This is a genomic window from Planktophila warneckei (SeqCode) (assembly GCF_965234675.1).
GTDB lineage: Bacteria > Actinomycetota > Actinomycetes > Nanopelagicales > Nanopelagicaceae > Planktophila > Planktophila warneckei.
Genome location: NZ_OZ248350.1, coordinates 723,287 through 737,553, shown reverse-complemented (window position 1 = coordinate 737,553; position 14,267 = coordinate 723,287). Strand labels below are relative to the sequence as shown.

Here is a 14,267-nt window from a genome sequence, read left to right as displayed (position 1 = left end):
CGATACTCAGAAGTTTTAACGCCTCTGAGCGTGGGTTAGGTCTGTATTCCTGTGCAAAAGGTACCCTGTCTCATGGTGTGAGCGTCAATTACACCCATATCTGAGCGTGGAATGAGGGGGAGAGCCAATGCTTATCGACTCCTTTGCCGCACCTATGTTTGCTACAAATTGTTGGGTCATTGCGACCGAGCCTGGGGCTGAGTGCGTAGTTATTGATCCAGGGATGCCTGATGTTTCACATCAACTTACTGAAATGCTGGAAAAACATAATTTGAAGCCTGTGGCTGTTATCGCAACACATGGACATTTGGACCACACCTTTTCTATCCAGCCAATTGCCGATGGTTACGCGATCCCTTCGTACATTCACAGCGAGGATCGAGCATTTTTGGGCAATCCTGAAAAACTCCATGGAGCTGAGTTTGTGGCAACACTTTCCGGTATGAGTTTTTCAGAACCTAAAGATGTGCGCGAACTTCGCAATGGAGATGTGATTGATCTAGTCGGTTTATCCTTTAAAGCGATCCATGCGCCGGGCCATACACGTGGTTCATTGATGTTTGAAGTCTCGAACGAAGTAATTATCAGCGGCGATGTGCTCTTTGCTGGTTCGATTGGTCGAACAGATTTACCAACGGGATCATCAAAGGATATGGAAGAGACTTTGCGTAAAAAGGTTTTGCCATTATCGGATCATCTACGCGTGCTTCCTGGTCATGGACCGGATACAACGATGGCAATTGAGAAGAAGACAAATCCTTATTTAAAGAGTTTGGTGGGTCGTTACTAATGGCTGGACAAAAGATTTCTGCACCTAAAGGTGTTTCCGAGTATGTGCCAGATCGTTCTGCAGCCTTTGAGTTTGTGCGTGAAAACCTAGTTGCTCCCGCCAAGCGTGCTGGATATCAACTCATTGAGCTTCCTGTATTTGAAGACACCGATCTATTTACTCGCGGTGTTGGAGAATCAACCGATGTGGTCTCTAAAGAGATGTATACATTTGAAGACCGCGGAGGTCGTTCAATTACATTGCGACCCGAAGGAACCGCAGGTGTAATGCGTGCTGTTATTGAACATGGTTTAGATCGTGGTCAATTACCAGTAAAAGTTTGGTACTCAGGACAGTTCTTTAGAGCAGAACGCCCTCAAGCTGGTCGTTATCGCCAGTTCTATCAGGTTGGAATAGAAGCGATTGGTTTGGATGATCCAGCGATCGATGCTGAAGTTATTGCGATCGCAGATGCCGGCTTTAAAGCTTTGGGTTTAACTAAGTACCGTTTAGAAATTACATCATTAGGGGATGCAGAATCTCGCGCGGCTCATCGCGTCGACTTGATGAAATTTATTTCTACATTAGATCTTGATGAAGCTACCGCGGCACGTGCAACGATTAATCCATTACGTCTCTTTGATGACAAGCGTGAAGAGATGAAAAAAGCGATGGCTGATGCTCCGTTGCTCATCAATTACCTGAATGAAAAATCTAAGGCTCAATTTGAACTTGTCAAAAAGTATCTTGATGCACTTGGTATCGCATATGTTTTGAATCCACGAATGGTTCGCGGTTTGGATTATTACACCGGCACTACCTTTGAATTTGTTCATGAACTATTAGGCGCTCAATCAGGAATCGGTGGCGGTGGACGTTACGACGGCTTGATGGAGCAACTTGGTGGTCAATCATTGTCCGGAATTGGATTTGGATTAGGTGTAGATCGTGCGCTTCTTGCGGCAGAGGCTGAAGGTGTTATCGCATCTGATGCATTTGTTTCAGATCTTTTCATCATTCCTCTGGGAGAGTCGGCAAAGGTTGAAGCACTCACAATCGCCGCAGATCTTCGCAAAGTTGGAAAAGTGGTCGAAATCGCCTTCGGAGATCGTGCTCTCAAAGGCGCCATGAAGGGTGCCGATAAAAGTGGGGCAACCTATGTGATTGTCTTGGGTGAATCTGAGATCTCAAGCGGAACAGTTGAGTTGAAAGAGATGAAAACTGGCAAGACAGTATCGGTTAAGATTGACTCCTTGCTCCAATCACTTTAAATAGAAATTAGGACACTTACAGATGTTGCGCACACATGAAGCTGGATCGCTCCGCAAATCACATGCGGGTCAGACCGTAACCCTTGCAGGATGGGTATCACGCCGTCGCGATCATGGTGGAGTTGCATTCATTGATCTTCGAGATGCATCTGGTTCTGTTCAGGTAGTTATTCGTGATGAAAAGGTTGCTGGATCCCTTCGCGCTGAGTGGTGTTTGCTCATCACCGGTGAAGTTGTCGCACGCCCTGATGGAAATCAAAATTCAAATATCGCAACTGGCGAGATTGAGGTCATGGGAGACACTGTTGTCGTTCTTTCAGAGTCTGCTCCGTTGCCATTCCCGGTAGACAGTGGTGATGACACAGATATCAATGAAGAGGTTCGCCTGAAGTATCGCTACTTGGATCTCCGTCGTGAAAAGCCAGCTCATAACCTGCGTCTGCGTTCAAAGGTCACATCGACTATTCGTCGAGTTATGGAAGAAGAAACCTTCCTTGAGATTGAAACTCCGTACCTAACTCGTTCTACACCTGAAGGTGCCCGCGATTTCTTGGTGCCAGTTCGTTTACAACCAGGTAGTTGGTATGCATTGCCTCAGTCACCGCAATTATTCAAGCAGTTGTTAATGGTTGCGGGCATGGAAAAGTATTACCAAATTGCACGCTGTTTCCGCGATGAAGATTTCCGTGCAGATCGCCAGCCTGAATTTACTCAATTAGATATTGAGATGTCATTTATTGATCAAGAAGATATTTTGGCTGTTGCGGAAAAGATCGTAGCTCGCGTATGGAAAGAGACTGTCAATTACGACATTCCACTTCCACTCAAGCGCATGACATACGCAGATGCCATGACTAACTATGGCTCAGATAAACCAGATCTTCGATTTGGAAATCAATTAGTTGATCTCACCTCATTCTTTGCTGAAACTCCCTTCCGCGTTTTCCAAGCACCTTATGTTGGTGCGGTCATAATGCCAGGGGGAGCATCATCTGCTCGTCGTGAACTAGATGCGTGGCAGGACTGGGCAAAGGCACGTGGTGCAAAGGGACTTGCTTATATTTTAGTTAATGAAGATGGAACCTTGGGTGGACCTGTATCCAAGAACATCTCTGAAAAAGAGACTGCAGGAGTTGTTGCGGCAGCCGGGGCAAAGCCAGGAGATGCAATCTTTTTTGCAGCTGGTGATCGCACCTCATCGCTTAATCTCTTAGGCGCAGTTCGTCTTGAAATTGGAAAGCGTTGCGGTCTAATTCCTGATGGACAATGGGAGTTCTTGTGGGTTGTCGATGCACCAATGTTTGAACCAACAGATAACGGGGGATGGACAGCTGTTCACCACCCATTTACCGGTCCAAAGCCAGAGTTTGCATCAACATTTAAATCAGATCCAGCATCTGCTTTGGCATATGCCTATGACATCGTTTTGAATGGCACTGAATTAGGTGGTGGATCGATTCGTATCCACGATCGAAATATTCAAAAGGATGTTTTCTCTGTTATTGGTTTGAGTGATGAAGAGGCAGCGAGCAAGTTTGGCTTCCTACTTGAGGCGTTTAATTACGGACCGCCTCCACACGGTGGAATCGCACTAGGTCTTGACCGTGTGTGCGCATTGTTGACGGGTTCAGATTCAATTCGTGAAGTAATCGCATTCCCTAAGACTGCAAGCGGTGGTGATCCATTAACTGGAGCTCCAACACCGATTACACCTGCACAACGTAAAGAGAGTGGAATCGACTGGGTTCCACAGCCTAAAACCACCGAAGATAAGTAACGGTCAGGTAGGCTAACAACATGGGTCCAGGTGGAATTGCAACAATCATCGCAGCATCGTCTTTGGCGATTATCGCGGTCGCTATCGCCTACGTGGTTATTCGCGTAGGTCGTTTGATTGATGAAGCGAAGGCTTCATTAAAGGCGATCACCGCTGAAACTGCACCACTAATTGATGAGGTTCACACAACAGTGACCCTTGTAAATGGACCGTTGCACAGCATCAACCGCGTTTCAAAAAATATTGAAGAGTTATCTGAGAAGGTATCAGAAGCAACTACAGGATTTATGAATAAGAATGGTTCAGCTGTAAAGGTTGCAGGAGCGCTTTTATCTGCAGCTCAAATGAGCAAGGGCCGTTCCAAGAAGAAGAAGGCGGAGTGACCTTAACTAGTGGAATCCGCCGAGATCCGTTCGCGCTGGCTGCGCTTTTTTGAATCAGACAACCGTCAGGGTTTAACTCACACAGTTGTTCCATCTGCATCTTTAATCGCTGATGACCCAAACCTGCTCTTAGTAAATGCAGGAATGGTCCCATTCAAGCCTTACTTTTTAGGTGAGGTTACGCCTCCTTATAAGCGTGCAACATCGGTACAGAAATGTGTTCGCACACTTGATATTGATGAAGTTGGAAAGACAACTCGTCACGCATCATTTTTCCAAATGTGCGGCAACTTCTCCTTTGGTGATTACTTCAAAGAGGGTGCAATCGCACTTGCATGGGAGTTGTTAACTCGTCCAATCGCAGATGGCGGATATGGCTTCCCAGAAGAGAAATTATGGGTAACTGTTTACTTAGATGATGATGAAGCAGCAGATATTTGGCACAAGAAGATTGGCGTTCCCAAGGAACGAATCCAACGTCGCGATATGGCCGATAACTTCTGGTCAATGGGCGTACCTGGTCCTTGCGGTCCTTGCTCAGAGATTTACTACGATCGCGGCCCTGCATATGGTGTTGAGGGTGGTCCGATTGCAGATGAGAACCGCTACCTAGAGGTATGGAACCTCGTGTTCATGCAAAATGAACGTGGCGCAGGTGGCGGAAAAGATGGTTATCCAATTCTTGGAGAACTTCCAGCCAAGAGTATTGATACCGGTCTAGGTCTTGAGCGGACAGCTGCGCTATTGCAAGGTGTTGAAAATATTTACGAGATCGACACAACAATTCAGATTCTTAACCGTGCTTCCGCTTTAACAGGCGTTAAGTATGGAGCTTCTGAAAAATCAGATGTCTCGCTTCGAGTAATCGCCGACCATGCTCGAACTTCTGCGATGTTGATCGGTGACGGAGTAACCCCAGGTAATGAAGGCCGTGGTTATGTATTGCGCAGAATGATGCGTAGAACTATTAGAAATATGCGTCTTTTGGGTTCAATGGATCCGATTATGTCTGAATTAACAGTTGCAGCAATTGGTGCCATGGGTCCTCAATATCCAGAGCTAATCGCTGATCAAAAACGAATTCTTTCAGTGAGCGTTTCTGAGGAAGAAAGCTTCCTGCAAACTCTCAAGAGCGGTACTCAGATATTTGATCTTGCATCAACTGCATTAAAAAAGAGCAAAAGTTCCGTTCTTCCTGGTGAAGAGGTATTCAAACTCCACGACACTTATGGATTCCCTTTTGATCTAACTCTAGAAATGGCGCGCGAAGAGGGCTTATCTGTAGATGAGGATGGCTTCCGTCGCTTAATGAAGGAGCAAAAGGATCGCGCTAAGGCCGATGCTAAAGCTAAGAAATCAGGACATACCGATGTCTCTGTCTACCGCGCTATTGCTGACAAGAGCGGAAAAACTGAATTCCTCGGTTACACACATCAATCATCTGAATCATCCCTAACTGGAATTGTTGTTGATGGAGTCGGTGTTGCAAGTGCATCAGAGGGCGATGATGTTGAAATTGTTTTGAATCGAACTCCGTTTTATGCTGAAGGCGGCGGACAGTTAGCCGATGGTGGTCGAATCACTTTAAGCAATGGCGCAATTGTTGAAATTGATGATGTTCAATCACCTGTTCCAGGCGTATCTGTTCACAGAGGTCGAGTTCTCAATGGCAGCATCGAAGTTGGCAGTGATGCGTTAGCTGAAATTGATAATGAGCGTCGTAACGCTATTTCTCGCGCACACACAGCAACGCACATGGTTCACAAAGCTTTCCGTGAAATTCTTGGCGAGACTGCGACTCAGGCGGGTTCAGAAAACTCACCAGGTCGATTCCGCTTCGATTTCCCAGCTACTGGCTCGGTTCCAGTCAGTGTTTTAAATGATGTCGAATCACGGGTTAATACATTGCTATTGGACAACCTTGAAGTAACCGCTGAAAGCATGAGCCAAGCAAAGGCTAAAGAGCTTGGTGCGATGGCTTTGTTTGGTGAAAAATATGGCGATGTTGTTCGAGTTGTCAGTGTTGGCGACTGGGCACGAGAGCTGTGCGGTGGAACCCACGTTTCTCGTTCGGGACAACTTGGAGTTGTTAAATTACTGAGCGAGTCCTCAATCGGCGCAGGTGTTCGACGCGTTGAAGCTCTCGTAGGCGTTGACGCATATAAGTTCCTAGCTCGTGAACATATTCTGCTTAATTCCTTAACTGAATTAATTAAGGGTGCTCGAACTGAAGAGCTGCCAGAGCGAATTTCAGATCTTCTCAACAAGATGAAGGAGATTGAAAAGGAACTCGCAGCGGTTCGTTCTGCTCAGGCGCTTTCACAAGTTGGAGATTTAGCTAAGAGTGCGACCGTAGTAAATGGCATCTCGTTAATATCTACCGTTATGACAGATGGTGTATCAGGAGATGACTTACGTAAGATCGCTATTGATCTGCGATCAACCAGCGCAAAGAGCGTAGTTGCTTTGATCAGCAGCAACGATGGCAAACCTGTTCTAGTAGTTGCTGTTAGCGATGGAGCGCGTGATGCTGGAGTTAAGGCTGGAGCATTGGTGAAGGTTGGTTCAACAGTTCTTGGCGGTGGTGGTGGCGGTAAAGATGATTTCGCTCAGGGTGGCGGAACGGATTCAAGTAAATCTTTAGATGCCTTAAAGGCGATCTCTAACGCCTTAGTTGGATAGTAAATGCTTCGCGGACGTCGTATCGCATTTGATTTTGGTGATGTACGTATTGGTGTTGCCGTAAGTGATCCGGATTCTATTCTCTGCTCTCCATTAACAACGCTGCAGGCAGCGGATAAGCGCCTTGATGCGAACATAACTCAGTTACTTCAGGAGCATGAACCGGTCCAAATATTTGTTGGTCGTCCTGCTCTTTTGTCAGGTAATGACGGGGTAGCTTCAGAAAAGGCGTTGGCCTTTGCAGAACGAATTCGAAACTTGAGCCACGTGTCCGTGGAAATGATTGATGAACGGATGAGCACGGTAAGTGCAGCACGAAACTTACGTGATTCTGGAAAAAGTGCAAAGGAATCTAAGTCGAGCATAGATATGGCTGCAGCGGTAGCCATCCTTGAATTCGCACTTGAGATAGAAAAGCGCAAATGAAGAAGAAGGTTGTCGCGTCAATTCTAGCCTTGCTGACTTTATCGGCTCTCTATATATCGCGTTCGGGACCATCTGTTGCGCCTGATTTTCCAACCAACACCATGATCGCAGACCAACCTGAAGTTGTTATCGAAATTCCGCAAGGTTCTTCAGGTTCTGAGATTGCAAAGTTGCTGTTTGAGAACAAAGTTACTAAATCTTCTGAGGCATTTTTTCGAGTTGCGGTAGGTGACAAGCGCTCAGAAAAGATTGCGCCAGGCAATCATCGAATATCACAGAATATCTCTGCGCGACAAGCACTAGAGCAGTTACTTGACCCTAATCGCATTCCTAACCTTATAAAAATATATGAAGGTGGATGGAAGAGTGAAGTTACTGACGCGCTTAGAAAGTATGGTTTCACATCAACTGAAACAGCTGCCGCGTTCAGGCAAGCGAAATTACCTCAAGGTTTTAAAGATATTGAAGGCCTTTTATTTCCTGCGCAATACACATTTGCAAAGGGAGTAACTGCGCAACAGGCTGTGCAAGCAATGGTTGATCGTTTTACAAGTGAAACGGTTTCACAACAGTTGCTCCAAGGTAGTCCGGAATTTTCCGCAGCACAGCTTTTGACGATTGCGTCGATAGTACAAGCTGAAGGTGATGCTAAGGATTACGCCCAGGTTTCGCGGGTAATTCGAAACCGCTTAAAGATAGGCATGCCGTTGCAATTGGATTCGACAGTTCATTTCGTCAAAAAGGTGCGAGGACAAATCTTCTTGAGTACGCAATCAACCTTGATAAATTCGCCGTACAACACCTATAAGCGCTATGGATTGCCCCCTGGTCCTATCGGAAGCCCTGGTGTTGAAGCGATGAAGGCGGCGTTAGAACCTGCCACCGGGGATTGGTTGTTCTTCATTACAGTTGCACCAGGGGATACCCGCTTCACTAAATCAATTGAAGAGTTTAATTCCTGGAAGAGTTTGTATGAAAAGAATCGAAAGGCAGGGGCGTTTAAATGATTAATGCTGGTGTCTTGGGTTCGCCGATCGCTCATTCATTGAGTCCGCTGTTACATACAACTGCTTATAAAGCTTTAGCAATCAAGGGTGAATACAAAGCGTATGAAGTTGCTTCAGGCGGGCTTGAAAACTTTCTTCTGAATCAAGGTAAGAGTTTAAACTGCTTATCCTTAACGATGCCACTGAAAGAGGAAGCTCTTACTATCGCGGATCACGTATCAACAATTTCTTCACAGATCGCAAGTGGAAACACTTTGCACAAAGAAGAGGATGGTTGGCATTTAACGAGTACCGATGTTGAAGGGTTTTCATTTGCGTTAGCTGGTGCGGGCAACCTTTCAACTCAGACGGTTTTGATTATTGGTGCAGGAGCAACCGCACGAGCGGTTGCAGCAGCTTGTAATCGTGAAGCAACATCGATAACTGTTGTTGGACGATCAACTTCACGTCATGAATCAATTCGTCAGTCGGCTGCGAATACCTCAATTACCTTTGTCGATTGGGATACCAATCTAGATCTAGATAGCTTCGATTTAGTAGTAAACACAACCCCTGCGGACACTGCGGCCGTATTTCTTGATCGGGTCAACGACCCTCAAGGAGTTTTCTTCGAGGTTATTTACAAACCTTGGCCAACCGCATTGCTAAATAAGTGGAAACAGGTAGGCGGTTCTTATGTTGATGGTTTGGATCTTTTAATCCATCAAGCGATTTCTCAAATCAAGATATTTTCAGGCCAAGAAGTGGATCGCTTATCTATGGCTCAGCTACTTCGAAGCGAAGGATTGAAAGCGTTTCACTAATCCACAGCCAGTTTGATTTCTAAGAATTGGCTTTAGGCTCCGGGGATGAGCTTGATTTTTGGTCTATTTCTGATTCCGATTACCATCTCGGATTTACGCAGACATGTGATCCCAAATATCTATTTGAAGATTCTTTTTTGTCTAATGCTTCTGAGCTTCATTATTAATGGCATCCCGCTGCCAGGTGTCTACCTTCCTTGCATGTTTACGGCAGTAGTTCTTTTCCTTTTTAAGGTGGGTATGGGCGATATAAAACTATTAACAATTTTGATTTTGACCTTTAATTGCCAGATCCTCACTTTGCTTATATTGGTATCTGCAGCAGCATTGGTTCATATAGTGATATCAGCTGCTCGAAATCGAGCGATCCAACACTCAATTCCATTGGCCCCAGCGATTTTCTTTGGCTTCATAACTTATTTGGCGACGAGATAAGCGGGTTATCTGCAAGAATACGCACATGCGTTGGTTAACAGCTGGTGAGTCACACGGTCAGGCACTCAGTGCGATTGTTGAGGGTATCCCTGCCTCAGTAAAGGTGACGACAGCTGATATTGATTACCATCTGGAACGTCGACGCTTAGGTGTTGGACGCGGAGCACGGCAAAACTTTGAAGCTGACAAGGTTTCTATTCTCGGGGGAGTTCGTCTTGGTTTGACCCAAGGTGGTCCCATTGCGATTCAGGTTGGCAACTCTGAATGGCCAAAATGGGAAAAGGTGATGTCAGCCGATCCCGTTCCAGAGGATGAAATTAAGAATTTAGCGCGTAACGCTCCGCTTACTCGTCCCCGTCCTGGACATGCAGATTTAGTTGGAATGCAAAAGTACGATTTAGATGATGCGCGACCAATTTTGGAACGCGCCAGTGCGCGTGAAACAGCGGCACGAGTTGCACTTGGTGCTGTAGCTCGAAACTTTTTAGAACAAAGTGTTGGAATAACTATTTTGAGTCATGTGCTGTCAATTGGCTCAGTGCGAGTTCCGGAAAATACCAAGCTTCCTGAAGCTGGGGATATGAAAACAATTGATGCTGATCCAGTTCGTTGTGCTGATTCGGCAACGAGCGAAAAGATGATCCTTGAAATTGAAGGCGCACATCGTGACGGAGATACATTAGGCGGGGTTGTTGAAGTTCTGGCATTTAATATGCCTCCTGGTCTGGGCTCACATGTTCATTGGGATCGACGCCTCGATGCACGTTTAGCTGGTGCTGTCATGGGTATTCAAGCTATTAAAGGCGTTGAAATCGGTGATGGTTTTCAGACTGCAACACGTCGTGGTTCTGTGGCGCACGATGAAATTGAAAAAGACTCAACTGGAAAGATTGTTCGTCGCACCGATCGTGCCGGTGGCACTGAAGGTGGAATGTCGAACGGTGAAATTTTGCGCGTCCGTGCAGCGATGAAGCCGATTTCCACCGTTCCAAAGGCGTTAGACACTATTGATGTCTCGACAGGCGAGGCTGCTAAGGCAATTAATCAGCGCTCTGATGTGTGCGCTGTTCCTGCAGCCGGTGTTGTTGCCGAAGCAATGGTTGCTTTGACTCTGGCTGAAGCGGTACTTGAAAAGTTCGGTGGAGATTCTGTTTCAGAAACTAAGCGCAATTACGAGTCATATATGGCTCATTTGAACTTTAAGTAGGCAGTGATGTCTCGCATTGTTTTGATCGGTGCACCTGGAAGTGGAAAAACAACGGTTGGTCACGCCTTGGCTGCTCATCTGCAATGGCCATTTATAGACACCGATGCTTTGATTGAATTAAAAGCTGACAAGAAGATCACAGATATTTTTGTTGTTGATGGCGAGGAGCAATTCCGCGCATTGGAGTTTGAAGTTCTAAAAGAGGTCTTGCGGGAAGATTCGGCGGTGATAAGCCTGGGTGGTGGAGCGCCAATACCCGCGCATGCACAAGATGAGATTCGTAAATCAGATTCAACAGTTATTTTCTTGGATGTCTCGCTGGCAACTGCCGCACCTAGAGTCGGTTTCAACCGTGATCGACCATTGTTATTGGGTAACCCGCGCGCACAATGGCAGGCTTTAAGTGACAAGCGACGACCTATTTACGAGGAATTAGCGACGCATTCAATTAAGGTGGATGACATGAATGTAGATGAGATTGTGGCGATCGCAGAGAGCATGATCTCATGAAGAAAATTTCAATTTCCGCTGAGCGCGATTACTCTGTGACAATTGGTGGTTCAGGGGCTCATGAAGTTCGCGAACTATGTAGCGAGCGAACACGTGTTGCGATCATTACCTCGAAAAGTTTTTCACCTGACTTAACCTCACTGAATGATGTGGATGCAGAGCTGCATCTGTTTCAGGTACCGGATGGCGAAGAGGGAAAAAGCATTTCCACTGTTACCAATCTCTGGAACTGGTTAGGAGCAGCTGGATTTACCCGCTCTGATTTAGTAATCGGAATAGGCGGGGGAGCGATCACAGATTTGGCAGGCTTTGCAGCGGCTTCGTGGTTGCGCGGTCTTGACTGGGTAGCGGTACCGACCTCTTTGGCTGGAATGGTTGATGCCTCCGTTGGTGGCAAGACTGGAATTAACTCCGATTACGGCAAGAATTTGATTGGTGCTTTTCATTCTCCGATCGCGGTAGTAATTGATCCTTCCTGGCTTACAACCTTGTCTGATAGAGATTTATCAGCGGGCATGGCAGAGGTTATTAAATGCGGATTCATTGCAGATCCTCAAATTTTGAGTTTATGTGAAGGTAAAAATGTTTCCACTTTGCGATCTGAAACAGGATTACTTGAAGAGCTAATTTCAAGGTCGGTAGCGGTTAAGGCCTCGGTTGTGGCAGCAGATTTTAAAGAAAGTTTTGCACGTGAAGCTTTGAATTACGGACATACCCTTGGGCATGCAATTGAAAAATTCGCCAAATATCAATTGCGTCATGGTGAAGCAGTGTCAATTGGGTTGGTTTATGCGGCTGAGTTAGCTCACGCCCGTAAGCTGATTTCTTCTGATGATCTAGCTCAGCACAGAACTCTGTTAGCTAGTTTTGGATTACCCATTACATATCAACGTGATGCATGGCAAAAACTTGCTCCATTATTAGCACTCGATAAGAAATCACGAGGAAACACAATTCGCTTTGTCGCTTTACAAGGAATTGGCACGACTACCCGGCTCGAGGATTTAACCTCCGCCGAACTCGATGCTGCCTATGAGAGAATTTGTTCATGAAGATTTTGGTAATTAACGGGCCAAACCTGTCACGCCTAGATATTCGTGACTCTTCGATTTATGGTGACCTCAATTATGCCGAATTAAAGTCGATGATTGAGATAGCGGCTAAGAAGCATGACTTTGAAGCTGATGTTCGTCAAAGTGATGATGAGGCAACCATTATTGGATGGCTTCATGAAGCAGCTGATAAGAAGACACCAGTAATTATTAACCCTGCGGCATTTACTCATTATTCATATGCAATTCGTGATGCTGCCGAACTTGTTAAAGCTCCACTTATCGAGGTCCATCTTTCTAATCCGCTTGCTCGTGAAGAGTTCAGGCATACATCAGTTATTTCAGGTGTTGCGAATGGAACTATCGGCGGATTTGGGCCAAATTCCTATGTTTTGGCCATCATCGCCCTTTCAAATCTAGTTCAGAGGTAGCAGAGCACCCCGTCAGTACGGGTATCCTTAGCACCTCATTTAACAAAGTACTTATAGACAAGAGCGGGTGGATTTACTGTGGCAACAACTAATGATCTAAAAAACGGAATGACTCTAGATATCGAAGGTCAACTTTGGACAGTCGTAGAGTTCCAACACGTTAAGCCAGGTAAGGGTCCAGCTTTCGTACGTACCAAGTTGAAGTCAGTTCTTAGCGGCAAGGTAGTTGATCGCACATACAACGCAGGCGTAAAGGTTGATGTAGCGATCCTCGAAAAGCGCGAAATGCAGTACTTGTACAAGGAAGGCGATGACTTTGTATTCATGGATACAAAGACATATGACCAAATGACTATTAGCGCAGCAACAGTAGGCGATGCCGCTAACTACATGCTGGAAAATACTGAAGCGATTGTTGCTGTCAATGAAGGTAACCCTTTGTATATTGAATTAGCAGCCTCAGTTCCATTGAAAATTACCTACACAGAGCCAGGAATTCAGGGCGACCGTTCATCTGGTGGAACAAAGCCAGCAACAGTTGAAACTGGAATCGAAATTCAAGTTCCACTTTTCATCAAGCAGGATGAGGTAGTTCTTGTAGATACTCGTGATGGGTCTTATCAGGGTCGCGCTAACTAGTGTCCGCTAGAAGTAAGGCTCGTAAGCAAGCACTGGATCTGTTGTACGAAACAGATATTCGCGGAACAAATCTGGTGGAAACACTTATTGCACGAGATATACCTGCAGATGGTCCAGATGCACGACCAATTCGTGACTACACCCGTGAACTTGTAAATGGTGTTTCAGATAATCGTCGCAAGATTGATGAGTTGATCACCACGTATGCCCAAGGCTGGGATATGGATCGTTTGCCAGCGGTGGATCGAAATATTTTACGATTAGGCATCTTCGAAATTCTCTGGGCAACTGAAGTTCCTACTAGCGTTGCCATTGATGAAGCGCTTATGTTGGCCAAAGAGCTATCAAGTGATGAATCTTCAAAGTACATCCACGGTGTACTTGGAAGAATCGCCAGCCTCAAAGACACTATTTCGATCTAGGAATTACATACTCACTGGTTATCAGTGTGATTTCTTCTGGTGAGAAACCGGAAAAAGTTGAAAGATTCTTTAAATCCTCACTGCGTAAGGAAATAACTTCACCGTTCCAATCGCTACGCATTCGGGCGATCTTTGCAACCACCCCTGAAAATCTCTTGGATAGTTCAGATCCGTTTCCAACAACTTTTCGAATATCTACAGTGATTCTGTGGCTAGAAATCGTTTTGTCCGGTGCTGCAAATAGTTCCTGAACCGGAACCCCGTACATCTGAGAAATGGTCAGAAGTTTATTTGCCGTGATAGCGCGATCACCGCGTTCATATGAGCCCAGAGCGATCGGCGTAATGGCGCCCTGCGACAAGGCTGCGGCCTGCACCAGGGTTAATTTTCGAGATTCACGAAGAAGGCGGAGGCGTAGAGTGAGCTGAAGTATGTGTTGTTTTGTATCCATGC

The 14,267-nt window shown here is 45.9% G+C and carries 16 protein-coding genes; 15 read left to right on the top strand and 1 reads right to left on the bottom strand.

Annotation, left to right across the window (positions count from 1 at the left end):
* Positions 1 to 127 precede the first annotated feature (127 nt).
* From AC8GFU_RS03850 to nusB, 15 genes are all read left to right on the top strand, one after another.
* On the top strand, positions 128 to 790 hold the full coding sequence (locus AC8GFU_RS03850; protein WP_506625830.1) for an MBL fold metallo-hydrolase: 663 nt from the start codon (positions 128 to 130) through the stop codon (positions 788 to 790).
* Positions 790 to 2,040: a histidine--tRNA ligase gene (gene hisS, locus AC8GFU_RS03845; RefSeq protein ID WP_506625829.1), complete on the top strand. Its 1,251-nt coding sequence runs from the start codon at positions 790 to 792 to the stop codon at positions 2,038 to 2,040. Before AC8GFU_RS03850 ends, hisS begins: the two co-directional genes overlap by 1 nt.
* A 22-nt stretch (positions 2,041 to 2,062) precedes the next feature.
* On the top strand, positions 2,063 to 3,817 hold the full coding sequence (aspS, locus tag AC8GFU_RS03840) for an aspartate--tRNA ligase (protein WP_506625828.1): 1,755 nt from the start codon (positions 2,063 to 2,065) through the stop codon (positions 3,815 to 3,817).
* A 20-nt stretch (positions 3,818 to 3,837) separates the two neighbouring features.
* Positions 3,838 to 4,200 carry a DUF948 domain-containing protein gene (locus AC8GFU_RS03835; protein WP_506625827.1) on the top strand — a complete coding sequence of 121 codons (363 nt, stop codon included), beginning with the start codon at positions 3,838 to 3,840 and terminating at the stop codon, positions 4,198 to 4,200.
* A gap of 9 nt (positions 4,201 to 4,209) precedes the next feature.
* Positions 4,210 to 6,882 (top strand): alanine--tRNA ligase, encoded by a 2,673-nt coding sequence (alaS, locus tag AC8GFU_RS03830; protein WP_506625826.1) that lies wholly within the window; start codon positions 4,210 to 4,212, stop codon positions 6,880 to 6,882.
* A 3-nt stretch (positions 6,883 to 6,885) separates the two neighbouring features.
* The gene (gene ruvX, locus AC8GFU_RS03825; RefSeq protein WP_506625825.1) at positions 6,886 to 7,308 is read left to right on the top strand and encodes a Holliday junction resolvase RuvX; all 423 of its coding nucleotides are present in this window, start codon (positions 6,886 to 6,888) and stop codon (positions 7,306 to 7,308) included.
* Positions 7,305 to 8,315, top strand: a complete 1,011-nt coding sequence (gene mltG, locus AC8GFU_RS03820) for an endolytic transglycosylase MltG (RefSeq protein ID WP_506625824.1) — start codon at positions 7,305 to 7,307, stop codon at positions 8,313 to 8,315. The genes ruvX and mltG overlap by 4 nt, the downstream gene beginning before the upstream one ends.
* Positions 8,312 to 9,118: a saccharopine dehydrogenase NADP-binding domain-containing protein gene (locus AC8GFU_RS03815; RefSeq protein ID WP_506625823.1), complete on the top strand. Its 807-nt coding sequence runs from the start codon at positions 8,312 to 8,314 to the stop codon at positions 9,116 to 9,118. The genes mltG and AC8GFU_RS03815 overlap by 4 nt, the downstream gene beginning before the upstream one ends.
* A 45-nt stretch (positions 9,119 to 9,163) precedes the next feature.
* Positions 9,164 to 9,553, top strand: coding sequence for a prepilin peptidase (locus AC8GFU_RS03810; RefSeq protein WP_506625822.1), 390 nt, complete (start codon positions 9,164 to 9,166; stop codon positions 9,551 to 9,553).
* 25 nt (positions 9,554 to 9,578) lie between these two features.
* Positions 9,579 to 10,760, top strand: coding sequence for a chorismate synthase (gene aroC / locus AC8GFU_RS03805; protein WP_506625821.1), 1,182 nt, complete (start codon positions 9,579 to 9,581; stop codon positions 10,758 to 10,760).
* 6 nt (positions 10,761 to 10,766) lie between these two features.
* Positions 10,767 to 11,270: a shikimate kinase gene (locus AC8GFU_RS03800; protein WP_506625820.1), complete on the top strand. Its 504-nt coding sequence runs from the start codon at positions 10,767 to 10,769 to the stop codon at positions 11,268 to 11,270.
* The gene (gene aroB / locus AC8GFU_RS03795) at positions 11,267 to 12,322 is read left to right on the top strand and encodes a 3-dehydroquinate synthase (RefSeq protein WP_506625819.1); all 1,056 of its coding nucleotides are present in this window, start codon (positions 11,267 to 11,269) and stop codon (positions 12,320 to 12,322) included. The genes AC8GFU_RS03800 and aroB overlap by 4 nt, the downstream gene beginning before the upstream one ends.
* Positions 12,319 to 12,753: a type II 3-dehydroquinate dehydratase gene (gene aroQ / locus AC8GFU_RS03790; RefSeq protein WP_506625818.1), complete on the top strand. Its 435-nt coding sequence runs from the start codon at positions 12,319 to 12,321 to the stop codon at positions 12,751 to 12,753. Before aroB ends, aroQ begins: the two co-directional genes overlap by 4 nt.
* A gap of 78 nt (positions 12,754 to 12,831) precedes the next feature.
* A complete protein-coding gene (gene efp, locus AC8GFU_RS03785; protein WP_506625817.1) occupies positions 12,832 to 13,392 on the top strand; it encodes an elongation factor P in 561 nt (186 codons plus the stop codon).
* Positions 13,392 to 13,814: a transcription antitermination factor NusB gene (gene nusB, locus AC8GFU_RS03780; RefSeq protein WP_506625816.1), complete on the top strand. Its 423-nt coding sequence runs from the start codon at positions 13,392 to 13,394 to the stop codon at positions 13,812 to 13,814. Before efp ends, nusB begins: the two co-directional genes overlap by 1 nt.
* Here nusB and AC8GFU_RS03775 read toward each other — a convergent pair.
* Positions 13,801 to 14,265, bottom strand: coding sequence for a helix-turn-helix domain-containing protein (locus tag AC8GFU_RS03775; protein ID WP_506625815.1), 465 nt, complete (start codon positions 14,263 to 14,265; stop codon positions 13,801 to 13,803). The genes nusB and AC8GFU_RS03775 overlap by 14 nt on opposite strands.
* Between the last annotated feature and the right edge of the window lie 2 nt (positions 14,266 to 14,267).